Source organism: Sulfurimonas xiamenensis (assembly GCF_009258045.1).
In the GTDB taxonomy this organism is placed as follows: Bacteria; Campylobacterota; Campylobacteria; order Campylobacterales; family Sulfurimonadaceae; genus Sulfurimonas; species Sulfurimonas xiamenensis.
Map to the genome: position 1 here is coordinate 1,179,275 of NZ_CP041166.1, position 23,302 is coordinate 1,202,576.

A 23,302-nucleotide genomic window follows, 5' to 3' on the forward strand; every position below is an offset into this window, starting at 1 on the left:
CAATTTATTTTGTAAAATGACTCTGTGTTTCAGCGCCATTGGTTGATTGTACATCAAAAGATATTATCTTCTACTTAATTTTCACTTATTAAAAATGAACAATAACTTTTTTTGTTTATGACAGGATCTTGAATAAAATTATACTCTTACCGGTTAAAGTTTATTAGCTTATTTACTATAACATCAAAATCAAGGGTCTTTTTTTTAACAATCTGTTCTGCACTACTTCGCTAAGTTCAATTAGCACTTTGAAGAGAATCTCGTAAATTATACCCGCTTCATCATCGCAAAAAAGAATGTTTCCGACACCTATAACTGCAATTTTTTTCATAAAGTTCTTATCTTGTAGCGACTCAGCTCTTTGCCTTTTGTGTCTATGACATGCACCGCACATGCAAGGCAGGGGTCAAAGGAGTGGATGACTCTGAGGACTTCAAGCGGTTTTGTAGCATCTTCTATCTTGATGCCGATAAGCGCCTCTTCATACGCTCCTCTTTTGCCCTCTCTATCTTTTGGCGAGGCGTTCCATGTGGTCGGAGCTATGACGGAGTAGTTTTGTATCTTTTGCTCTTTTATGCTTACAAAATGGGACAAAACACCGCGCGGGACTTCAAGAAAGGCTCTCCCTTTTGCCTCTTTTGGAAGCTTTTCAAAATCATATTTCGCCCATGTATCGGTGTTGTAGTATTTGATGTTTTGCACAAGGCGTGAGACAAGCTTAAAGATATATTCGCAGATATAAACACTCTCTATCGCCCTCGCGGCATTTCTTCCGATGGTTGTCGTAAGGTCTATAAGCTCAAGATTCGTACCATCTAAAAACTCATCTACAAAAGGTTTTATAAGCTCGTTGCCGCTTAGATAGCTTACAAGCACTCTTGCAAGCGGTCCGCTCTCCATTACCTCTCCACCGTATCTGGGAGCCTTGATCCATGTGTATTTGTCATCACTTTTTGCGGTTTTAAGCGTACCGTCATCGTTTAAGTCGGTATAACAGACTTCGCCCTTTTCATCGTACCATGCTCTATCAACCTCTTCGCTGATTCTGCTCTCGTCAAACTCCTCTACTTTTGAGAAGTCATATCCATAAATCACGCCGCCGCTAAAGAGCTTTTGTTTTTCATCAAACACATAGCCGCCCACGGATAAAAAATTACCTTTTGCTCTGCCCAAACCCTCTTTTATCTCATCTCTGTAAGCCGTCGCAAGCAGCTTCATATCGCTCATGTAAGCGCGATCCACAAACTCTTTTGCCTCTTTGATAACAAAGATGTAGTCGTTAACTCTTTGCGGATTGAGCATATCGGCTACACTTGTAACCCCGCCTACGACAATGCTTTGAGGATGTGGCGTTTTACCGCCAAATATTGCTACGGCTTTACTTATCTCTGTCTGAAATCTAAGCGCTTCTAAGTAGTGCGAGAGAATGATAAGGTTTTGCTCCGGTGTTAGTTTATAAGCGCTATGCCCCCAGTAGCCGTTTGCAAAAGGACCGAGTCTTCCCGCTTTTACAAAATTTCGCAGTTTCTGTAGCACCTCCGTGTAGTGCGCGACCGAGTTTCTATAGGGATTTTGAGAGTACTTTTTCGCCTCCTCTGAAGCAAGAGAGGCATCGGCTTCAAGCGCAGCGGTTACATCGATAAAATCCAAAGAGTGCAGATGGTAAAAGTGCACGACATGGTCTTGTATAAAGAGCGCCATCGTCATCAAATCTCTAACAACCCGTGCATTATCGGGCGGCACAATAGAGTAAGCATCTTCGACGGCACTCACGGCCGCGCGAAAGTGAGAGTTTGTACAGACTCCGCAGATTCTCCCCGCTAAAAGTCCTGCATCTCTTGGGTCTCTGCCTTTGAGTATAGTCTCTATACCGCGAAAGAGTTGCCCGCTTGCATACGCCTCTTGAACCACGCCCTCTTCATCAACCTCAACCTCAACGCGCAAATGCCCCTCTATCCTTGTAACGGGATCAATGACTATCTTTTTCATTCTCTTCTTCCTTATATACTCTTTCGTTTGCAAACTTGTCAAAAAAGCCTCTCTCTGTGCATCCCATGCATCCATGCCCCGCTTGAACTGGCCAGCTCGCGCCTTGGTTGAACTTCATGGTCGGACAGTTTACAAAAGCATAAGGACCTTTACAGCCCATCTTAAAAAGACACCACCCTTTTTTTGCACCCTCATCTCCCCACTCCTCAACAAATTCTCCAAGCTCATAGTGTCCTCGCCGCTCGCAGTTGTCATGAACTCTTCCCTCATACGCCCAAAGAGGTCGGTTGAACTTATCTAAAGGCGGCATCTCTTCAAACATAATGTAGTAAAGAAGCGTACCGACAATATTAACGGGGTTTGTCGGACACCCGGAGATATTAACAACATCTTCTCTATTTAGCGCCTCTGCAACTCCTACCGCATCTGTCGGGTTTGGAGCGGCAGCTACAACGCCTCCGTCAAACGCGCAGCTTCCCACGGCGATAACAAGTGCGGCATCCTTTGCACACCGCTTCAAAAGCTCTATGCCCGTCTCGCCCTTTGAGCCGATTCTTAGGTACTTTCCATCAAGTCCGAGCGGAACCGCACCTTCGACTATAAGTATATACTCGCCCTTTTGATTTTTAATGATATCATCCAAAAGACTCTCGCTCTCATCTCCGCTCGCACTCATCAAGAGCTCATGATAGTCAAGTGAGATATACTCAAATATAAGATCTTCTATAGCGGGATTTGCCGACTTAATAAAGGCTTCTGAGTTGCCGCTGCAATCTGAGAGCTCAAGCCAAACAATCGGGATTTTATTTAGGCTCTTTACCCCTTTTGCGACCACCTCTTCAAACTTTGGATGCAGCTGCATATCTGCGGTAACCATGCTGATCCATCTGTTAACCTCATCTTTTGTGATATCCATACTCTGCATGGCGGCTTCAAGGTTCTCTTCATCAAGAGCATTGCGCGGATGCTCTTTGTTAAACTTTTCAACTCTCTTTTTTGCAACTTTCAGTTTTTTTTCTAACTCTTTCTCTTCGGGACTCTTTTTTACAATATTTGGGTCGATAAGACACTGAGACTTCTCTATGATCTTTACAACCTCGCCTCGGCATCTGCCGCAAACCCTGCCAGCTTCTGAAAACTCCTTCAAATCGGCAAAAGAGTTTACGGCGTTTTGTGTGACTATGTCAACCAAATCATTATAGTAAGTTCCCGTGCAGCTGCAAACCAGCTTCCCCCTGCCCTCAGTTTTAGCAGCTTTATAGAGTTCATCTATCTCTATCTCTTTTGCACTCTCTATAAGATTTTGAACATAGCAGACATCAACGGTTGAGTTGATTCCGATGTATCTTAAAACTCTGTCATTTTTTAAAAAATACTCATCCATAGAGTTCTCTTTGCTAATTATGACTTTGTTATACTCTTTATCAAAATCAGGCGACATAACATCCACCAATGTAAACTCGCCGACTTTTAACATGTCTATGGTTGTTTTTGGTTCAAACTCTTGAAGTTCTCTTTGTAAAATATGAGAAATAGCACTTTTTGCCTGCTGCGTACACGCCTCTACATGTCCTGCTATAAAAGCAAATTTTGTTACCTCCGCACACTCACCGATGGCATATATGTTCTCATCTTCACTCTGCATAAAAGTGTTTGTCAAGATCCCTTTGTTGCACTTGAGAGTATCTCTAAATTCCTCAACATTGGGTCTGATTCCTATGCCAAAGATAAGAAAAGGATTTTTTATCTCTCTTTTTTTCGTTTTTAAAAGCTTTATTTTTGCATCTTCTATAACAGTGTCCACTATCTCATCTTCAAAATATACAGTAATTTTTTTTGTGTAACTCTGCTCTATAATTTTTACAGATTCGCTTGAGAGATTTTTGTCATATAAAGAGTCTGAACGGATAAGCAGTGAGATTTTCTCTACTTGCGGCATTTTATCCAGCGTCTCAAGAAGCTCAAGAGCGATAGGTCCTCCGCCGACAACGACGACTTCTCTCCCTTTTACACTTTTTTTGATAATTTCGCAATCATCGGCACTTCTAAAAACAGCTGCATTTTCAACACTTTTTACATCAAAGGGAGCGTTTGGCAAAGAGCCTGTTGCGATGATAAGCTTGTCATAACCAAACATTGCCTCTTTAGAGTAGACGCGTTTTTTCTCTCTATCAATTTTGATGATTTTTTGATTTAACTCCAGATGAACTGTGGGATCGAGATGCAGAGATATTTCTTCTATATCAGAAGTTTCATCAACAAGTTTGCAGAGATGTATCCTGTCATAAGGCGCATACTTCTCCTCACTGAGAATTGTGACATCTACAGAACTATCCGCTTTTTTAATGTTGTTTGCAAAATAAGCCGCGGCTATACCGCCGCCGATAATTAAGAGTCTCATTTGGATTCCTCTTTTCTTTAATACGGCTTCATTGTATATTTATTTTATTTAAAAGATAATAATATCAAATACAAGCAGAGTAAGATTTTTCCTAAAGAGCCTTTTTGTAGGAATGCTTCTCAATCATCCTAAGAACAATCGCTGAAACATATGGAATACTTTGGATAAAGATAGTTGCACAAAAAACATAAACTTCTATAATTCCCTGCTTATTTGTCACTATAAGTGCCACAAACGAACCTAAAAGCAGTGATGCTAAAATCATCTCATTTTTCACAGGACTGCTTACGCTTTTTTTACTGTTGCCCCCTTTTTCCGTTCTCTTAAACGGCAGGCTGTCTTTTACAAATCCGTCATATACCGCTTTAAAAATGATAAGCTGCAGGCTCATGGCGGCAATGGCGCCCAAAAGGGAGTGATATAGATTTGCCCCTACCCTTGTTCTATAAAGCACAAACGAGTGAATGACATTTACTAAAAAAGCCGTTAAAATCGGTACAGTCAGCGCAATAGTCGGAATGGTTACTCCTACAAAAATAATAACTGGAACCCAGATGATGTTGAGTATCGAAGTGAGAGTTCCCAAAGCGTCAGAGAGCCAAAAAAACCATCCAGTAATAAAGTGGTGTTTTTGTGCACGCGTAAGAGTTTTGGATGATGGTTTAAAGTGGTGCCAATGTTTTTTAAGAATCTGCACCGCACCGTACGCCCAGCGATGGCGCTGATTTTTAAAAGCTTCAATAGTATCGGGAAGCAGTCCATGCCCGTATCTGCGGTTTGTATAGTGTCCGATATAACCCGCTTCAAAAAGTCTAAGCCCCAGCTCACTATCTTCTACTATCGTATCGGTATTCCACGCTCCGACTTCATCAAAAGCGCTTTTGCGCACCATAAGCATTGTTCCGTGTGCTACAATAGCATTCTCTTCATTGCGCTCAACCATGCCGATATCAAAAAAGCCTGCATATTCGGCATTCATAGCTGTTTTGACAAGCGATTCATTTCCGTCTCTGTGGTCTTGAGGCGCTTGAACCAAAGCAACTTTAGGATCATCAAAAATCGGCACTAAGTCTATGAGCCAATTTGGACTGATAACATAATCGGCATCAATTACGGCTAATATTTCACACTCGGGATTTGTAAACTCAAGTGCTTTATTGAGCGCTCCCGCCTTAAAACCGCTGCACTCTATATCAAGATAAACAAATCTTTTCCCAAGCTCTTTACATAGAGCTTTTATAGGTGCTTTATAGAACTCTTCAGGCGTATTGTTTATAATTACAAGAACTTCATAGTTAGTATAATTTAGTTTTGAGAGTGCTATAAGTGTCTCCTCTAAAACGGCAGGCTGCTCTTTGTATGCAGGCACATGGATACTCACAAAAGGGACTCTCTCAGACTTTAAATCAAGAGGAATAAGCCTTTGCGGACGCTTTCCGATTGTACACTTAAAGAGCTCATTTGCTTTAGCCAGTGTGATAAGCGTAAGAGGTATCATAAGAATCGAGCCCATGCCCCACATAATCCATGTACCGAAGTTCATGTAGTGAACAAAAGGATAAACTGCCGACATAACGATACCAAAGGAGATTCCCTGCGCAGCAAGACCATAGGTAAGCGCATGCAGAAAATTGATGTTTTGATTTCTAAGACCAAAAAAAGTTAAAATTGCCCCTATTATGACAGCCGCAACCATCTGCGCAAACCAATAGGGCTCAACAAGAACTTCTCCATGCATCTCAAATTTTTGCTGGCGGTTTGCATCAAAAATGCCCCAATACTGCCCGACACTCCCCTCGTCTAAGCCTTTCCATGGCTGATCAAACGCTTCAATAAGGTTGTAGCTAAAACCCTCTTGCTTTGCTAAAAGTAAAAATCTTCTAATAACGGTTGCCTGATTTTGGGGGCTCGCTATGGCGGCTTTATTATTATATCCTTGACTCGGCCATCCAAATTCGCCTATAACCAAAGGTTTGTTTTTATACACATCTTTTAATTTTTGATATGTCTCTTTGAAAAACAGTTCAAAATTCTCGGCTTTTACTTTTTCCCAATATGGAAGAATATGGATATTTATGATATCAACTTCCCCAGCCAAAACTGGATTAAGAAGCCATATATTCCAAACCTCTGCCGTTGTAATCGGAACTATATACTCTTTTTGCCTTAAAAGCTCATCTCTAAGAATTTTCTCTTTTTCTACTCTTTCTATTTTGTTTTTTATTGTAGCAATTTCATCTTTTATAGCGTTTTCTTTGGCTTCTTTTCTAGCATTAAATAAGATATAAACAAATCTTTTCATATCCCTAATATGCCCAATTAGCTCATGTGATGACAAATCTTCGCGAAGCAGCACCTCATTTCCGACTATTACAGAGAGCAAGCTCTCATAATACTCAGTAATAAGACTTTTAGCCAGTGCAATCTCTTTTTCATTATCTTGCTTATTTCCGCTAAGCCAAATACCCAAATGCGCTTGCATACCAAGTTTTTTTACTATCGGCATAACTTTTTGTGAATCTTCGACAGAGTAGAGGCGCACACTGTTTGTAAATTTATTTAACAGAATTAAATCTTTAAGCACCTCTTCATCACTAAGCATCTCCTTTTTGTTTAACTTTTTATATGGTGCATACGAGAGAGATTCTATGATATTCTCAGCATCGGGCGGAGTGATAAATTTTTGTTCGCTGCCAAGCCATAAAAAAATTTGAAGAAACGAAGCAACGAGAAGGGAAACAATAATATATTTCAATATACTTCCTAAAATTAAAAAGCTAATTGTACATCAAAATTTCAAGAGCTGTAACAAGTTTTTTTTAATACGCTTTTACTATGTATATTTATTTTATTTAAAAGATGATAACATGCATCACTTTTAAGATTTTAAAGGCGCTGTTATGAAGAGAATCAAGATACTGTTTTTAACTTTTTTTATAGCCGTAAATCTATCAGCGAGCGAGAGAGAAGAAGCTATATGCGGCACCTTTTTAGAGCCGTTTCTTTTTTGGGTATGGAGTTCCATGACACCCAATCCTGATAGTCACAGAGTCGCGGGCATACCCTTTATTGTACCTAGTAAATTTAAAACTTCCGACGGCAAAACGCTCAAAGGATATAAGTATATCTCAAATGATGGATATGCAAAAATCTCTGCTAAAGGGTATATTTTGGTTGCCATGGGAAATGCAATGGTCTCTGATCAGATGATTATTATGCTCAAAAATTTTTCACAAAGGAATTATGATGTTTATGTTTACGACTACAGAGGCTATGGCAACTCTGAAGGGAACAGACGCATAAAAGCGATAATCGAAGATTACAAAGAAATAGCTGCTTCACTCAATAAAGTATATGAAAGAAAACTGCTTTACGGTATATCACTCGGCGGTGCCGTTATGCTCAATGTTATCGGCTCAGGCATCGAGTATGATGCTGCGGTTATAGACTCAGCTCCCAGTTTTCTCTCTCCATTTGGATGTCCAAAACGGGTTGATCCCGTAGCAAATCTGCCAAAAGATGCAAGCAAATTTCTTATCATTACGGCGCAAAAAGATTCTATTCTTCCAGAGAGTTTAACAGCGCCTTTGAGAGAGTTCGCGAAAAAAAGAGGCGCAAAAACATTTATCGGCAAAGAGTACGAGCACCCTTTTGCCGATAAAAGTTTGGATATTCACAATGAGAGAATGGAGAGAATTTTAAATCATCTCGATATTAAAAAAAGATAGCTATACTATATCTTTTTTAGCAGCTGAGAAGTAATAACCCTGAGAGTAGTCAATTCCAAGATCTTTTACTATTTTAAATATTTTTTCATTTTCAACAAATTCGGCTATTGTTTTCATGCCAAGTTTTTTTGAAAACTCCACAATAGTCGATACGATTAAAAAAGCATTTTTATCGGTATCTATATTTTTTATAAGTGAGCCGTCTATTTTTAGATAATCAGCTTTTAGTTTTATAAGATATCCAAAGTTGCTGTATCCTGTACCAAAATCATCTATTGCTATTTTAGCATCATACTTTCTTACTTCATTTATAAAACTTATAACACCTTCAAAGTTTTCTATATATTCAGATTCAACTATTTCAAAAACAACTCTAGAGCCGATACCGTACTTTTCTAACATCATAAAGATATATTCACATATCTCTTTTTCTAGTATATCCATAAGGGAGAGATTGATAGAAAACTCAACTTCTTTATATTTAAACATCTCAAAAGCTTCATAAATCACTGTTCTTGTAATATAAAAATATTGTCTTGTCTGTTTTGCAACTTCTAAAAATAGAAATGGAGAGATAACTTTCTCTTCATCTATCATTCTTACCAAACACTCATATTTCTCATAAACTAAAGTCTTATTATTTACGATAGGCTGATAATAAGCTGTTATTCTGTCCTCTTTAATAGCATCTGAGAGCTTTTTCGTCCAGAAGATATTGTTTTCATACTCACTATTTAAAGAGATACTCTCATCATATACCACAAGATCCGTACTCCCTCTTTTTGCAATTTTGAGTGCCATGTTTGCGGTTGAGAGAAGATGCTCTTTGTCTTCAAAAGAGATGCCGCAGCTGCAAGATATCAATATATCTTTATTTTGTATTATAAACTTATCTTTGACAATATCAAGAATATTTTTTGCTTTCTCTATAAGCAGCTCTTTTGAGTAGTTCTCAGCCAAAGCTATAAACTCATCGCCTTGAAGTCTGTAAAATCTTAGATTTTTCTCTTTTACAACTTGAGTATATATTTTATCTGCTATGAATTTTATGATCAGATCTCCAAACTGATGTCCGTAAAAATCATTTATCTGTCTAAAATTGTCTATATTAAATATTGCTACTGCTAAATTATCCAGTTCACGCATATCACTGTTTAATCTAAAGCGGTTTCCGCATCCGGTTAATATATCCGTTCTGGCAATTCTCTCAGACTCCTTTTTTTGCTTTATGAGTTCTGTTATATCATTGCTAATTGCCAGATATTCTATAATCTCGCTGTTTAAATCTTTTATCGGGATAATGGTTGTTTTTGTCCAAAAATCTTTTCCTGATTTTGTTTTGCTTTTTATGGTTCCATGCCATATGGCACCGCTTGCTATAGTAGATTTAATCTCTGTGTAAAATGCTTCGTCTATATCTTCTAAACTTAATATTCTATAGCTTTTTCCTAGAATTTCATTTAGTGTGTATTCGGTAATATTTAAAAACTTATTATTTGCGTATGTTATATTTTCGTCTCTATCTACTCTTAAAAGTATGGTACTTGCATCTATAGCTTTTTCATACTCCCTAGAGAGATGCATAGAAAATTTGAAATTTTTAGAAGATATCTTTTGTTGATCTTCAAAATAGTTCGCTATCTCTTTTTGCTGTGTAATATCCACTCTTATAGCAATATACTCTACAACATTGCCTCTTGTGTCTAAGATTGGGTTTATAATAGCTTGCTGCCAGTATGGCATACCATTTTTATCGCGATTTTTCATCTCGCCTATCCATGGCTGTTTAAGATCTTTTATGGTATGCCACAGCTCTTTATAAAACTCTTTTTTCGTATCAGGATCTCTTACAATGCTATGTCTTTTTCCTATAAGCTCTTCTCTTGAATAACCGCTGATTTTGCAAAACTCATCATTAGCATAAGTAATAACTCCTTCGGGATCGGTTTTTGAAACGATAAAGCTTCTGTCAACTGTTGATTTGTACTGCTCAAGCAGTAAGAGAGACGCTTCATGCTCTTTTTCCAGTTTGTCGGCTGAAGATAAAATTCTTGTAATTGCCAGCAGCATTAAAATAGTGACTATAATCGCAGAAATGCCCAAAATCACTAAAAGTACGGCTATTTTATAATGAACAGAGTCTAATTTTTGAGATATTGATCTCTCCACACATGCAAAAAGTTCATCTTCTACTTTTTTAAGCGCATCTATAGTGTTTGTTGCTGTTTTAAACCAGTAGGTTGGTTCTAGATTGAAATTATCACTATTTCTATTTCTTAAAACAGCCTCTATAATTTCAAAAGTGCTTTCTGCCCTTGCGTTGGTAAAACTTTTATTATAGTAGTTTAACAATTTTTCAGGTGTGCTTATTTTAAAATTTTCAATATTTAAGTTGTACTCTTTTAGCTGCTCTTTTGCAGATACAAAAACTTCATCTATTAATATATTTGTCGACAAAACTTCCATCAGAGTTGCTCTGATTTGCCCCAGCGCCTCTTTTGCCGAAGCCAAATTACTGTATGACTGGATAAAATTTCTATTTTCTTTATCATCCATCAAAGCGGGTATAGTTTTTATATGCTTAATAAGTTTGGATATATTTTTGGTATAGTAGTTTCTAGCACTGGAAATTTGCATATTTATAAGATATGAAGTATCTCTTGAGTATAGGCTGTCTAAAAGTTCAAAAATAACGCTGTCTCTGTTTTTGGTAACATTTAAATATATATGTTTTGCATTTTCGATAGCTCTGTTTGAATCATTTTTTGCGGCAATAAAATTTTTCTCATTTTCATCTAAATTGCTGCTTGCTACAAGCCCCGCTGTCAAACCTCTCTCGATTTGCAAATTATGAATAACTTTGGAGAGAGCTTCAGCTTCAAGTATGCGGTTTTTTATAAATTCAAGACTTTTTTTATTATCATGCATCTCATATAAAATGATAGATGAGAGTGTAATAACAAAAAGCAGAGGTATAATTGTTATAAATAGTAAGTTAGATTTTATCTTTAAATAGCTCATTCTGTCTCAGTATTAGAATTTTTTCTTATAATTATACACTTTTTTTTAAAAAAAATATCTAGATACCAAAAAGCAGAAGCAGCACCGGCAAAAGCAGAAGATCTGCAACAATTGCCATAAACATAGCAATCATAGTAAGAAGTCCAAAATAGATAGTCGGTAAAAAGTTGGAGAGCACCAAGATACAAAAACCTATCATAATAATGGTTGATGTGTAAAACATCGCCGTTCCAATGCTTTTATGCGCTCTAAACATAGAGCCTTTTGCATCTTTTGAGCGATTGTAAAGCAGAGAGTATCTGTAGATATAGTGTATGGTATCATCTACAGCTATTCCTATACTGATGGCGGCAATTGTTATGGTCATCATATCAAGAGGAATACCCATCCACCCCATAAATCCAAAAATAACACCTACGGGAATAATGTTTGCAATTATTGCGATTACTGCTACTTTGAAACTTCTAAAAAGAACTAAAAACATTAAAAAGAGAATAGCAACGACGACTCCTATGGTTTTGATCTGAGAATCAAAAAGTGACTGAAGCATATTGTTATACATTATCAAAAGATTTGCCGTTTTATACTCTACATACTCAGGATCAAGCATGCTTTTTATATCGCTGTTTATCTTTTTAATAAGAGCATCTCTTTGCAGATTTGGCATTGAGTCGATGATTCTAGTGCTTATGCGTACCTGATTATTTTTTATATCCACATACGGCGTTAAAATTATTTTTCTATACTCCTCGGGCAGCTCTTTGTACATAAGTGCCAGTGTAAGACCGTCAGCCTCTTTGCCATCATTTAAAACTTTTAAAATCTCACCGGTAGTTGCAAGAGAGAGTACTTTTCCCACAGCTTCAAGAGACTCAAGATAGTGATGAACCTCTTTAATCTTGCGCATCTTATTTTGAGTAAACCAGTACTTCTCTCTGTCCTCTTGGCTCTCTTCAAACTCATCTGCAAATGAGTCAAGTTCTTCATCTGCTCCTGCTACCTCAACAGAGACTACCTCATCACTGCTCTCTTTAAATGTCAATATGATATCAAGAGGCGTAGTTCCGCCAAGTTTTTGATCAATAAGAGCCATCCCTTTATATATCTCGGTATCTTGTTTAAAGTAGTCTATAAAACTGTTTTCAACTCTAAGTTTTGTCGCACCCGAGATGGAAAAAAGCACAACAACCAAAGCCGAGACAATGATGGTTTTTTTATAATGGTATGCAACATGCGCCACTTTAGCAGTAAATGGAGCACCTCCTTTGCCAAATTCAAGAGACTCTTTTTTCTCAAATAGAAGCAAAATGATTGGAAAGAGAATATATGTAAGAATAAGCGATACTACTATCCCAACACTCATCATCCAGCCAAAGTTTATAACAGGCAGTATGGAGCTAAACACTAAGGAACTAAATCCAGCCATGGTAGTAAGGACGACAAAAAACGAGGGCTTTGCCATGGAGAGAACAGTATCTAGCGTTATATCCATCTGCGTATCATGTTTGTCATGGGCATAAAGCTCTTTGTACCTTACTATAAGATGCACAACCAACGACATGTTCATGATTAGCTGCAATGAGATATAGTTTGAGGAAACAACAGTTATCTCCCATCCAAAAAGCCCTAAAAACCCGCTTGTTACAATAAGCGAAGTGGTACATATAAAAAGCGCTATTATAACCCACTGCACTTTTTTAAGAAGTATATACAAGATGGCTATAAGAAGTCCTACTATTAAAAAACCAAAAGTTTTTAAATCATACTTTACAAACTCTACCATATCATCGGCAATCATCTCAACCCCACCTAAATGGAGCTTTACGCTGCTGTGCTGTTGCTCAAAATTTTTAAGGATTTCTCTGAGTTTGACTATGATCTGATGCGTCTCTTCTCTTAAGACATCTCTATACTCTTTGAGCTCTCTCTCTGCCTTTTTATACTCCTCTTTCTCCTCTTTACTAAGCTCTTTTTGCTTTTTTAGCTTTACAAATCTGTCTCTGTTATCTATAAGAGAGAAGTACTTCTCATCTCTTTTAAGATTTACCATTAGTGCGGTAGTAGTAAAATCATCGCTTACAAGATTTTGCTTATAAACAGCGCTGTTTAAAAACTCCTGTTTTACAAGTTCTTTATTAATCTTTGGAGACTCTAATGTGGGTATATCTTTTAAAAGTTCTTTTATCGGAACAGGAGGAGACTGCAAAAGAGGAACATTCACTATGGAGTTTATACTCTCAACTATCTCAAGAGTTTTTATCTGTGAACTAAGCTTTTTAATATTTGCAATATTTTCATCACTGAGAAGGTCATCTTGCGTGGTATAGGTAACAACTAAAAAGTTTGGCGCTTCAAATCTCTTTAGTACATCTCTAGTGTACTCCAAGTCTTTATCATCCTCAAGCAGAAGCGTCTCTGCACTTGCATCAATTTCTAGCCGAAAAGCAAAAAAAGCCATTGCGACTATAAAAACGCTCATAAGAGCTAAAACAATTTTTGGATATTTTAAAATATAGCTTTGATAGAGATTTTTTAACATTACTATCTACGACTGCTTCGCTAAAGCGTCCATAAGCTCGGCTATGCTTTTGGTTTGTAAAAACTCTTTAAATTGAGCTCTGTCAGTTTTTAAAATACTTACTCCTAAAATCTCTACATCATAAATCAACCAATTATCTTTATCTTGAATCTTCTCATTGGGCTTATAAAATTTATATACAATTTCCAATTTCTCTTCACTACTTACAAGATCAGTTATAAGAGCTATTCTGTTTGCTTGAGGCTGTTCTATTTTTCTAATCTCAACTTTCTCATTTTCATAGGCGTCAATCTTCGAAGAATAAGATTGTTTCATCCGTTCCACATAAAGATCAACAAATTTTTCTCTCTCCTCTTCTGCAAGTTTTTTCCATGTACTGCCAAGACTTAGTTTCGCCATAAGTTCAAAATCAAACATTGGTGTTAAAGATTTGATAATATTGCTGTTTCTATCTTTTTTAGATAAACTCTTATCTTCAACTATCAAAATAACTTCATCAATTTTAGTTAAAAAATGCTTTTTTAGCTCTACTTGTTCATCGGCAATCAAATTTTGTGTAAAAAACAGTAATAACACCAAAATTATTTTATAAATATTTTTCACTCTTACTCCTCAATCAGTTTATTTCTATGCTGCTCATAAATATCTCTTAAAAAAGGATATAAATCAACTGCATCTTTTTTCATTTTTTCATACTCTTCTATATTTAAAGACGCATAATTCACATTTTCAAGTGCTTTTACGCCCAAATACTCCGCCCATGTGTCTGTTAGCGTCCAGTAGCTTCTTTCAGTATAGTCTATCAGGCTTAAAAGTGAATCCGGATAGATACTGATTGCATCTCGTAAATTTGAAGGTCCAAGAAGCGGTAAAACAATATGCGGACCGCTTGCAACCCCATAAAATCCGAGAGTTTGGCCAAAATCCTCTTTATGCGCATCAAGATTAAAGTGCGCTTTTGCTGGATCAAAAAGACCTAAAATACCGATTGTGCTGTTGATTAAAAATCTTCCCGTCTCCTCAGAAGCATTATAAAATTTTCCTTGTAAAAGATTATTGGCAAAACGCATAGGAAAATAAAGATTATTGAAAAAATTTCTTATGCTCTCTCTTATCTCCGCATGCAACACATATCTATAACCTTTTGCCACCGGTTTTATAACATACTCATACGCACCATCATTAAAATTTGTCATAACTCTATTATAACCGCTAAAGGGGTCATAAACCTCTTCTACTTCAAACTCATCCAAAAATTCATCAAATTCATTATCTGCCGCATCACTGCTATTTTGTTTATAAATAGCTGCTTCATTTGGTTTTTCAAAAGTTTTTGAGCTGCACCCAGTCAAATTTAAGGTTATGGATAAAAATAAAACGATATAAATCAACCTCAACTTTAAACCTTTACTCTATCTGCCAATGCTCTTGTCAAAGAGAGCAGATCTATATTTTCTAAACTGACACCAGTTGGAACGCCTTGAGCGATTTTAGAGTAGTTTATATCATAATCGCTTAATTTATCTTCAATAAATAATATTACTGCATCATTTGAAACAGAAGGTGTTAGTGCAAAAACTATCTCTTTTATTCCCGAAGCTGCTATTTTTTCCAAATTTGAAAAATTTAACTCTGCCAAAGATTCTAAAACAAAATACCTGCCGTTGAAAAGCGCATTCTCTTCTAAAAGAAGTATATCTTTTGCATTTTCAACTATGCACAGCAGTGTCTCATCCCTACTCTCGTCACAACATATAAAACATAGTTCATCTTCACTCATTCCACCGCATAAACTGCACTTTTTTATACTTCCCAAAGCCTCTTCTATGGCATGTGATATTTTCATACCTGCAAAACTGTCTTTCATAAGCATATGATAGGCTAATCGTGTTGCAGACTTTTTTCCAATAGTCGGAAGCTCTTGCAACGCTTCTACGAGCATATTAAATTTATCTAGCGAGCCTCTCAAAATTCACCTCTGCCAAAAACGATCATAATGACTCCTCTTTTGGTAATAATATCCATAATTTTAAAGGTGCCTTCAACTTGCCTGCTCTCTCTTTTGCTTCTTCTCCATAACCTAAAAAAATATCTGCCCTAACGCTTCCCTTTATCGCTCCGCCTGTGTCCTGTGCCATTACTATATGATTAAAGTCCACCTCATCTGTTTTGGCACTAAGATAAAGCATAGTGCCAAGAGGAATATATTTTCTATCTACTGCAATTGAGCGTTTTGGAGTGAGTGTGACACCGAGCGAGCCAGTTGCCGACTGCTCTTTTTGTCTAAAAAAAACCATTGACTTATTATAATTTAAAACCTCATCTATTTTTGAGGGATTTTCCTCAAGCCATCTCTTTATGGATTGAAGCGATACCTCCTGCAAAGGTATTGCACCGATATCTGCCAAATATCTGCCTATTGAACTATAGGGATATCCATTTTGGTTATCATAACCGATAAAAATCGTCTCCCCGTTTTCAAAAGTTACTCTTCCGGAGCCTTGAACTTCCAAAAAAAAGAGATCTATTTTTGAATCTGTATAACATAAAACTTCAGCATCAAGCGTATTTGCATTTGCATTTTCTCTATCATGGTATGGCACTAGTTTATTACCCTGCAATTTGCCTCTTAGCCTGTAGCCTTTAAGCTCAGGATACTGCTGTGTCAAATCAACCACGACCAAATCTTTTGGAGTTTTATATATAGGGTATATATATGGCTCTTTTTTTGTTAAAGATCCTTTTAATTCAGGCTCATAATAGCCGGTTAAGAGTCCGTCTTGAGAAGCGTCTGCTGAACTTATTTTATAGGGAATAAAATAAGTAGTTAAAAACTCTTTTGCATCTGCAGCAGCAGCGGCTTTAACGCATAAATCACCGTAAATCTCTTTTGTTTTACTTGTTTTACAGCTTTCAATAAAAGAGTTTAAAGCATTGCTATACTCTTCATCATCCCAATTTGGAAGCTTTTGAAAATCACTCTTGACAAGTTTCGTATCCGGCATATTAGAAAAAGTTGTATATGACTCTTTTGAACAACCTAAAAAAAACAAAATAGTGCTAAAAAATAATATAAAATGTTTCATAAAAAGGATTATACATAGATTAAATTTAAAACGATATAATTGCAAAAATTTTAGAGTGTTAGGATAGTAAAATAATATGCAAAATTTAAGCTATTACGAAATATTAGAAGTATCACGGGATGCGGATAAATCAACAATTAAAAAAGCTTACAGAAAAATGGCTAAAATTTATCATCCGGACAAAAATCCAGGAGATCTTGAAGCCGAACAAAAATTTAAGTTATGCAATGAAGCATATCAGTGCTTGAGCGACGACCAGCAAAGAAGTATTTATGACCGTTACGGAAAAGAGGGATTGCAGGGAATGGGCGGCCGAAGCCACTCATCTGCAGGATTTGATGATTTAGGTTCAATCTTTGAAGAGATGTTCAGCGGCTTTGGAGGCGGAAGTTCCCGTCGCCGCCAAAACCCTGCGGATATGGAAAAATATCCTCTTGATATGAGCGTCGATATGACCATTAGTTTTAACGAAGCGATCTTTGGATGTGAAAAAGATATAGAATTTATATATAAAACACCTTGTAACAGTTGTAAAGGCACCGGTGCAAAAGATGGCAAACTCTCTACATGTCATCAATGTAGAGGGCAAGGTCAGATTTTTATGAAACAGGGGTTTATGACATTCTCTCAAACCTGTCCGGCATGCCATGGAACAGGTTCCGCACCATCTGCTCCCTGTGCCAGCTGTGATGGACGCGGCTACCATGAAGAGAGAGGAAATGTAACCATTAAGATACCCAAAGGTGTTGATAACGGAAACCGCCTTAGAATTTCTGGAAAAGGAAATATTGGAAAACGAGGCGCAAGAGGCGACTTATATGTAACATTTAGCGTAAAACCCGACAAACATTTTCAAAGAGACGAAAATGATGTATACATAGCAATTCCTGTATTTTTTACACAAGCAGTTGCAGGAGAGACTCTTACCATTCCTTCACTCACAGGAGAATTGGAATTAAAACTTGATATCGGTACGAAAGATAAACAGCAGTTTGTCTTCAGAGGCGAAGGCATAGAAGATGTTCACGGTCATGGCAAAGGAGATCTTATTGCCCAGGTAAATATTACCTACCCTAAAAAATTAACTGATGAACAGCGTGAACTTATTAGCAAACTTCAAGAATCTTTCGGTATAGAATCAAAACCGCATGAAAGCGTTTTGGACTCTGCCATCGAAAAAATGAAAAGCTGGTTTAAATAGGGAAGAATTTCCTATTTAAACCAAAATTCTTTAATAACAAAATTATGATACACTTATACAAAAATATATGAGTACTTTAACATGAACAAAGAGCATCTTAAAAAGAAACTGTCTAGCTTAGCGTTGTCAATGTTTAGAAAAGATTTTTTCGGTATTTATCATGGTTCTCTTTCTGCTAAAACAGAAATAAATAGATTTATTATAAACACAAAAGAGGCTGTTTTTGACACACTTGACAATACCTCTCTTATAGAACTCTATTTTAAAAAAGATTACAGATGGAATCAAGCTAGTATTGATGCAAATATTCATTACAGCGTCTATTCACAAATATCTGATGCAAAATTTATCTCTTTTAGTATGCCCCCCTTTACAACCGCATACTCACTTGAGCACAATATTATCACTCCCAAAGACTATTTTGGTCATAAAGAGATAGGTTCTATAGAGATATTTGACCCAAGAAATTTTGATGATTGGTATGAAAGAGCAAATAGTGAAATTGCTTACTATTTCCAGAGTCAAAAAACAGATATTATGGTTATTCGAGGTTATGGTGTTTACACTTTTAACAGAGATGTTTATGAAATGGCAAAAAAACTCTCTATACTAGAAAAAAGCTGTAAAATTCTTCTACTTAATGAGAAAAACAGTAATTCAGCTTTTTACTAGATACAAAACTAAAGAAGCGATTTTATCGCCTCATAAGCTGTATCCATCATCTTATCACACTGCTCTTGTGTTATAATATATGGCGGCATAAAGTAGACTACATGACCAAGCGGGCGTAGCAAAACACCGTTATCAAGCCCATACTGATATACTTTAAGCCCTATTCTCTCCTCTGGTTTATACCCTTTTAACTCTATTGCGCAGATCATGCCTGTTTGTCTTGTTGATGCTACATTTTCAAGTTCTTCAAACTTCAAAAGTTTATCACTCATATATTTTGAAATTTCTCTGTTTTTCTCTATAACATTATCTTTTTCAAAAATATCAAGAGTCGCATTTGCAGCTGCGCAGGCAAGTGCATTTCCGGTATAGCTGTGAGAGTGCAAAAAAGCTTTGTACTCACTATAATCACAATAAAATTTTGCATATATATCATCACTTGTCAAAACGACAGAAAGCGGAAGATAACCTGCAGTCAAACCTTTGGACAAAACAAGGAAGTCAGGTGTTATATTTGCACTCTGACATGCAAACAGCTCTCCCGTTCTTCCAAAACCTACCATAACCTCATCAGCAATCATATGAATATCATATTTATTACAAATTTGGCGCACCAAGACCAAAAACTCTTTATGATACATATGCATATATCCGGCACCCTGAACAAGCGGCTCTAAAATTATTGCACTTATCTCATATGCTCTGCTTTTACACAACTCTTCAAACTCTCTTGCCGCTTCTCTAGCCGACTCTATGCTCATATCTTTTGGCACGGGAGTCTGAATGCTTTGTATCAAAAGAGGTTCATAAGTATCTTTGTAAAGCTTTACATCGCCAACGCTTAATGCGCCTATTGTCTCCCCATGATAAGAGTTAGTCAATGAAACAAAAAGTTTTTTATTTTTACCATCATTTTTATGCGCATGAAAACTCATCTTAAGCGCTACTTCAACAGCGCTGGAACCATTGTCTGCATAAAAACATTTTTCTAAACCTTCAGGTGTTATTTTTACCAATCTTTCAGATAATTTTATAACCTGTTCGTGTGTAAAACCTGCCAATATTACATGTTCAAGAGTATCTAACTGCTCTTTTATCTTTTCATTTATATAGCTGTTGGTATGACCAAAAAGATTGACCCACCAACTGCTAACTGCATCTATATAAGTATTGCCCTCAAAATCTTCCAAATAGACACCATATGCTTTTTTCACAGGAATAATCGGAAGTGTTTCATGATCTTTCATTTGGGTACATGGATGCCACAAAACACTTAAATCTCTTTTTTTTAATTCTAAATTATTCATATATTTTACTTATTTAACACGGATGATTTATACTCGGGAGTATAACTAAGATTAGTGCATGACAAAAGTCCATAAAGCTCCATTTCTGCTCCGCTTATATCAAAAAGCTCTTCTCCCTCTTTTCCTAAAAATATAAATCTTTCAAACTTATGATTTTTTTTATCTATATATTTTGAAAAAACAACATAATATGCATCTTTAAACTCGGGTATTTTAGAGCACGCATCAAGATATTTATCACAAGATTTATCAATACTTTTTACTTCCAAAACATCAGATTGAATTGTGTTTAACAATAACTCCGGTAACTTTGGCAACTCTTTTTCAATATTTGAATATTTTGAAATATCATTCATAGAAAATCCTTTCTCAGCTCCATTTTAACCGATTCTACCGATTTTTCATTTATATATATCTTAGGTTTTACAAATCATAGCATTAAATTAAAATTTAACACCTCTTTATGAAGGTTTAATACGAATTTACATAAAATTACAAAAATATCATAATACAAGGCTGTCAAACCAATGATTACATGGATGCAAAGACATAAAAAATATCTCATAATAACTATTTGGATTTCCACTATTGCTTTTGTTGGAGCTGGATTTGTCGGATGGGGTCAGTATAGTTATGGTGATAAAGCAGGAGCTGTAGCAAAAGTTGGCAGTGTTGAGATAACAATGGGAGAACTTCAAAAAAGTTATTCTAACCTTTACAATCAATATTCTCAAATGTTTCAAGGTGAGTTTGATGAAGAAAAAGCAAAAAGCTTTGGTCTTCAATCTCAAGCTCTTCAATATTTAATACAACAGGCTCTTATATTAAATTTAGCAAAATCTTATGATTTGCAAATAAACGACACTGAGCTTCTAAATGAGATAAAAACAAAAGAATTTTTCTTTAAAGAGGGCGTTTTTGATTCAGAAACATATAAAGAGATTCTTTTAAGAAACAATTTGAGTGTTAAAGAGTATGAAAATGATATAAGAAAAGAGCTCTTAATCAAAAAAACACTTAGCCTTTTTCCTGTTGAAGTTAAAGAGAGTGAGCTAAATATATTAAATACCGCGACGGGTATCTCTGATAAAATAGAGTACAAAATTTTAAATGCAGATCAAATAAAAATTGATACTTCAGACAGCTTGATAAAACCTTTTTGGGAAAAAATGCAAAACGATTTTATGACTGAGATAAGTTATGATATCAAGTTTATAAAACAACCTAAAATTTCAAAAGAGTATGATGATGCAACACTTAGCCAGTACTACAATGAAAACAAACTTCACTTTAAAGATAAAGATGGAAAAATACTCTCTTTAGATGCTGCTAAAGATAAAATCAAAGAAGAGTTAAATGCAAAAGAGACTAAGAAAGAGGCTTTAAGAACATATATAGCTTATAAAAAAGGTGAACTAAAAGATGTTACTATAGAGAGTTCTACCATCTCAGCTTCAAACAATCCATTTAACAAAGATGCTTTTGATATAGTGTCAAATTTAACATCGTCATCTCCATTTTCAAAGCCTGTTATGGTTGGAGAAGACTATATAACTTTTGAACTTATAAATGTAAACCCATCAAAAACAAAAAGTTATGAAGATGCAAAAAGCGAGGTTATGTCTCTCTATGTTGATCAACAAAAAAGAGAAAAATTGCTAGAGATGGCGAAAAAATCATTCTCTACATTTAAAGGCAAAACAACAGATTTTATAACAGGAAATGATTATAGTAAATTTACAGAGTTAAGCACAGAAGAGGCAGTTGAATTTTTAAACACACTTTTTGGCGCAAAAGAAAAAAGAGGATTTGTTCCTATAAAAAGCGGAAAAATTGTTATGTATAACATACTTGAACAAAAACTTCTCAACAATACTTTAAGTGAAAAAAACAATCCGATTGCCAAATTAAAAGCTACAATGTTTAATGAAGGTTTGATTAAAAACTTACAAAACAAATACAAAACCGAGATTTTTATCGAAGGATTATAAATTGAGCAGAACTGTTTTAGCCATAGATATAGGTTCAACGAAGATATGTGCAATTATCGCTGAAATTGCTAATGACAACTCCATAGCTATAACAGGAGCCGGAACCTGCAAAGCACAGGGTCTTAAAAAGGGAAGTATTACAAATATAGAACTTGCTTCAAGATCTATAAAAACTGCATTAAATGATGCCAAAAGGGTTTCAGGCAGCGAAGTAAAAACTGCTATAGTCTCTATCTCAGGCGCTTACACAAAAAGTTTAAACTCCAGCGGTATCGTAAATATTCAAAACAAAGAGGTTAGTTTTAAAGAGATAGAAAGAGTTATGCAAACCTCTCTTTATAACGCAAATATTCCAAATGAGTATGAAGTACTCCACGCTCTTCCTTATAACTTTAAAGCTGATGATCAGGACTACATTGAAGATCCTCTTGGAATGAATGCTTCAAGACTTGAAGTTAACACACATATTATAACAACACAAAAATCAAATCTAAACAATCTAAAAAAAGCAGTTCGTGGAGCCGGTGTCGAAGTTGAAAATATTGTTTTAAACGGTTATGCTTCTTCAATCGCTACACTTAATGATGATGAAAAAGAGTTGGGTGTTGCTGTTATTGATATGGGAGGAAATACCAGCAATATTATTATTCACTCTGGCAACTCTGTGCGATATAATGATTTTTTAGGAGTTGGTTCCAATCATGTAACAAGTGATCTCTCTATGGCACTTCATACACCACTTAATATTGCTGAAAGTGTAAAATTAAAATATGGTTCGCTTTTAACTCCCAGCAATGATTTAATAGAACTTCCTATAATCGGTGATGAAAATACAACACATGAAGTCTCTCTTGAAGTAGTACATAATGTAATTTATGCTAGAGTTGAAGAGACCTTAATGATTTTAGCTCAGTTTATAGAAAACAGCGGGCTCAAAGATAAAATTGGTGCGGGTATAGTTTTGACAGGCGGATTTTCTCAAATGGATGGAATAAGAGAATTAGCAGTAGCAACTTTTGGATCTGTTCCTGTTCGTCTTGCAAAACCTAAAGAGATGGATGGTCTTTTTGACAATCTCCGTTCTCCGGAATATTCAAGTGCCATAGGTCTTATTATGTATGCAGCATCTCCATATACACAGTATGAAATAGATGTAAACAAAAGAGTTAGACACTCAAATGAGATGCTGACGCATGAAAGCAGAATCAATCTTGCTGATGAGCCTGATATTCCGATTCCTCATTCACAAAATGATGAAAAAGAAGAAGGAATAGTGACGCTTTCACTGAAAAAAAGCAAAAAAGAAGATGAAGCCGGTGTATTTAGTAAATTTTGGAACTGGGCAACCCAGTTATTTTAAGGAGAGA

17 protein-coding genes are annotated in these 23,302 nt (G+C 36.0%); 5 read left to right on the forward strand and 12 right to left on the reverse strand.

Annotated elements, in window-relative coordinates; all coding sequences use genetic code 11:
- Nucleotides 1–175: 175 nt before the first annotated feature.
- The 4 genes from FJR47_RS09715 to FJR47_RS05955 all read right to left on the reverse strand — a co-directional run bounded on the left by FJR47_RS09715 (nucleotide 176) and on the right by FJR47_RS05955 (nucleotide 7,145).
- Nucleotides 176–331: a hypothetical protein gene (locus FJR47_RS09715; RefSeq protein ID WP_188093703.1), complete on the reverse strand. Its 156-nt coding sequence runs from the start codon at nucleotides 329–331 to the stop codon at nucleotides 176–178.
- Entirely contained in the window at nucleotides 328–1,989 is a 1,662-nt protein-coding gene (locus FJR47_RS05945; RefSeq protein WP_152299531.1) for a nickel-dependent hydrogenase large subunit, read from the reverse strand. Before FJR47_RS05945 ends, FJR47_RS09715 begins: the two co-directional genes overlap by 4 nt.
- On the reverse strand, nucleotides 1,970–4,390 hold the full coding sequence (locus FJR47_RS05950; protein WP_152299532.1) for a hydrogenase small subunit: 2,421 nt from the start codon (nucleotides 4,388–4,390) through the stop codon (nucleotides 1,970–1,972). Before FJR47_RS05950 ends, FJR47_RS05945 begins: the two co-directional genes overlap by 20 nt.
- 91 nt (nucleotides 4,391–4,481) lie before the next feature.
- Entirely contained in the window at nucleotides 4,482–7,145 is a 2,664-nt protein-coding gene (locus FJR47_RS05955) for a glycosyltransferase family 2 protein (RefSeq protein WP_152299533.1), read from the reverse strand.
- Nucleotides 7,146–7,290: 145 nt separating this feature from the next.
- Between FJR47_RS05955 and FJR47_RS05960 the strand changes: the two genes are divergently transcribed.
- Nucleotides 7,291–8,118, forward strand: a complete 828-nt coding sequence (locus FJR47_RS05960; RefSeq protein ID WP_152299534.1) for an alpha/beta hydrolase — start codon at nucleotides 7,291–7,293, stop codon at nucleotides 8,116–8,118.
- Here the strand turns inward: FJR47_RS05960 and FJR47_RS05965 are convergent, their stop codons facing one another.
- Genes FJR47_RS05965 through mltA form a run of 6 tightly spaced genes read right to left on the reverse strand, consistent with a single transcriptional unit; the run spans nucleotide 8,119 to nucleotide 16,764 of the window.
- Nucleotides 8,119–11,139, reverse strand: a complete 3,021-nt coding sequence (locus tag FJR47_RS05965) for an EAL domain-containing protein (protein WP_152299535.1) — start codon at nucleotides 11,137–11,139, stop codon at nucleotides 8,119–8,121.
- Nucleotides 11,140–11,197: 58 nt separating this feature from the next.
- A complete protein-coding gene (locus tag FJR47_RS05970) occupies nucleotides 11,198–13,678 on the reverse strand; it encodes an efflux RND transporter permease subunit (protein ID WP_152299536.1) in 2,481 nt (826 codons plus the stop codon).
- Nucleotides 13,679–13,684: 6 nt separating this feature from the next.
- Nucleotides 13,685–14,281: a Tgt2/MlaC family protein gene (locus FJR47_RS05975; RefSeq protein WP_152299537.1), complete on the reverse strand. Its 597-nt coding sequence runs from the start codon at nucleotides 14,279–14,281 to the stop codon at nucleotides 13,685–13,687.
- A gap of 2 nt (nucleotides 14,282–14,283) precedes the next feature.
- Nucleotides 14,284–15,069 (reverse strand): MlaA family lipoprotein, encoded by a 786-nt coding sequence (locus FJR47_RS05980; protein WP_241855381.1) that lies wholly within the window; start codon nucleotides 15,067–15,069, stop codon nucleotides 14,284–14,286.
- 8 nt (nucleotides 15,070–15,077) lie between these two features.
- Nucleotides 15,078–15,647: a recombination mediator RecR gene (gene recR, locus FJR47_RS05985; protein WP_152299539.1), complete on the reverse strand. Its 570-nt coding sequence runs from the start codon at nucleotides 15,645–15,647 to the stop codon at nucleotides 15,078–15,080.
- A 22-nt stretch (nucleotides 15,648–15,669) separates the two neighbouring features.
- Entirely contained in the window at nucleotides 15,670–16,764 is a 1,095-nt protein-coding gene (gene mltA, locus FJR47_RS05990) for a murein transglycosylase A (protein WP_152299540.1), read from the reverse strand.
- Between the two features lie 76 nt (nucleotides 16,765–16,840).
- Here mltA and dnaJ point away from each other — a divergent pair, with 76 nt between their 5' ends.
- On the forward strand, nucleotides 16,841–17,965 hold the full coding sequence (gene dnaJ, locus FJR47_RS05995; protein WP_152299541.1) for a molecular chaperone DnaJ: 1,125 nt from the start codon (nucleotides 16,841–16,843) through the stop codon (nucleotides 17,963–17,965).
- An 81-nt stretch (nucleotides 17,966–18,046) separates the two neighbouring features.
- Nucleotides 18,047–18,637 (forward strand): class II aldolase and adducin N-terminal domain-containing protein, encoded by a 591-nt coding sequence (locus tag FJR47_RS06000; RefSeq protein ID WP_152299542.1) that lies wholly within the window; start codon nucleotides 18,047–18,049, stop codon nucleotides 18,635–18,637.
- Between the two features lie 8 nt (nucleotides 18,638–18,645).
- Here the strand turns inward: FJR47_RS06000 and FJR47_RS06005 are convergent, their stop codons facing one another.
- On the reverse strand, nucleotides 18,646–19,944 hold the full coding sequence (locus FJR47_RS06005) for an adenosylmethionine--8-amino-7-oxononanoate transaminase (protein WP_152299543.1): 1,299 nt from the start codon (nucleotides 19,942–19,944) through the stop codon (nucleotides 18,646–18,648).
- Between the two features lie 5 nt (nucleotides 19,945–19,949).
- Nucleotides 19,950–20,300: a hypothetical protein gene (locus tag FJR47_RS06010; RefSeq protein WP_152299544.1), complete on the reverse strand. Its 351-nt coding sequence runs from the start codon at nucleotides 20,298–20,300 to the stop codon at nucleotides 19,950–19,952.
- Between the two features lie 171 nt (nucleotides 20,301–20,471).
- On the opposite strand from FJR47_RS06010, the gene FJR47_RS06015 reads away from it, so the two are divergent.
- On the forward strand, nucleotides 20,472–21,935 hold the full coding sequence (locus FJR47_RS06015; protein WP_152299545.1) for a peptidylprolyl isomerase: 1,464 nt from the start codon (nucleotides 20,472–20,474) through the stop codon (nucleotides 21,933–21,935).
- A gap of 1 nt (nucleotide 21,936) precedes the next feature.
- A complete protein-coding gene (gene ftsA, locus FJR47_RS06020; protein ID WP_152299546.1) occupies nucleotides 21,937–23,295 on the forward strand; it encodes a cell division protein FtsA in 1,359 nt (452 codons plus the stop codon).
- The last annotated feature ends 7 nt before the right edge of the window (nucleotides 23,296–23,302 follow it).

What these genes read in the sequence shown, in the direction of transcription:
- FJR47_RS09715 (WP_188093703.1), bottom strand. Translation starts at nt 331, where the DNA reads ATGAAAAAAATTGCAGTTATAGGTGTCGGAAACATTCTTTTTTGCGAT.
- FJR47_RS05945 (WP_152299531.1), bottom strand. Translation starts at nt 1,989, where the DNA reads ATGAAAAAGATAGTCATTGATCCCGTTACAAGGATAGAGGGGCATTTG.
- FJR47_RS05950 (WP_152299532.1), bottom strand. Translation starts at nt 4,390, where the DNA reads ATGAGACTCTTAATTATCGGCGGCGGTATAGCCGCGGCTTATTTTGCA.
- FJR47_RS05960 (WP_152299534.1), top strand. Translation starts at nt 7,291, where the DNA reads ATGAAGAGAATCAAGATACTGTTTTTAACTTTTTTTATAGCCGTAAAT.
- FJR47_RS05965 (WP_152299535.1), bottom strand. Translation starts at nt 11,139, where the DNA reads ATGAGCTATTTAAAGATAAAATCTAACTTACTATTTATAACAATTATA.
- FJR47_RS05970 (WP_152299536.1), bottom strand. Translation starts at nt 13,678, where the DNA reads ATGTTAAAAAATCTCTATCAAAGCTATATTTTAAAATATCCAAAAATT.
- mltA (WP_152299540.1), bottom strand. Translation starts at nt 16,764, where the DNA reads ATGAAACATTTTATATTATTTTTTAGCACTATTTTGTTTTTTTTAGGT.
- dnaJ (WP_152299541.1), top strand. Translation starts at nt 16,841, where the DNA reads ATGCAAAATTTAAGCTATTACGAAATATTAGAAGTATCACGGGATGCG.
- FJR47_RS06000 (WP_152299542.1), top strand. Translation starts at nt 18,047, where the DNA reads ATGAACAAAGAGCATCTTAAAAAGAAACTGTCTAGCTTAGCGTTGTCA.
- FJR47_RS06005 (WP_152299543.1), bottom strand. Translation starts at nt 19,944, where the DNA reads ATGAATAATTTAGAATTAAAAAAAAGAGATTTAAGTGTTTTGTGGCAT.
- FJR47_RS06010 (WP_152299544.1), bottom strand. Translation starts at nt 20,300, where the DNA reads ATGAATGATATTTCAAAATATTCAAATATTGAAAAAGAGTTGCCAAAG.
- FJR47_RS06015 (WP_152299545.1), top strand. Translation starts at nt 20,472, where the DNA reads ATGATTACATGGATGCAAAGACATAAAAAATATCTCATAATAACTATT.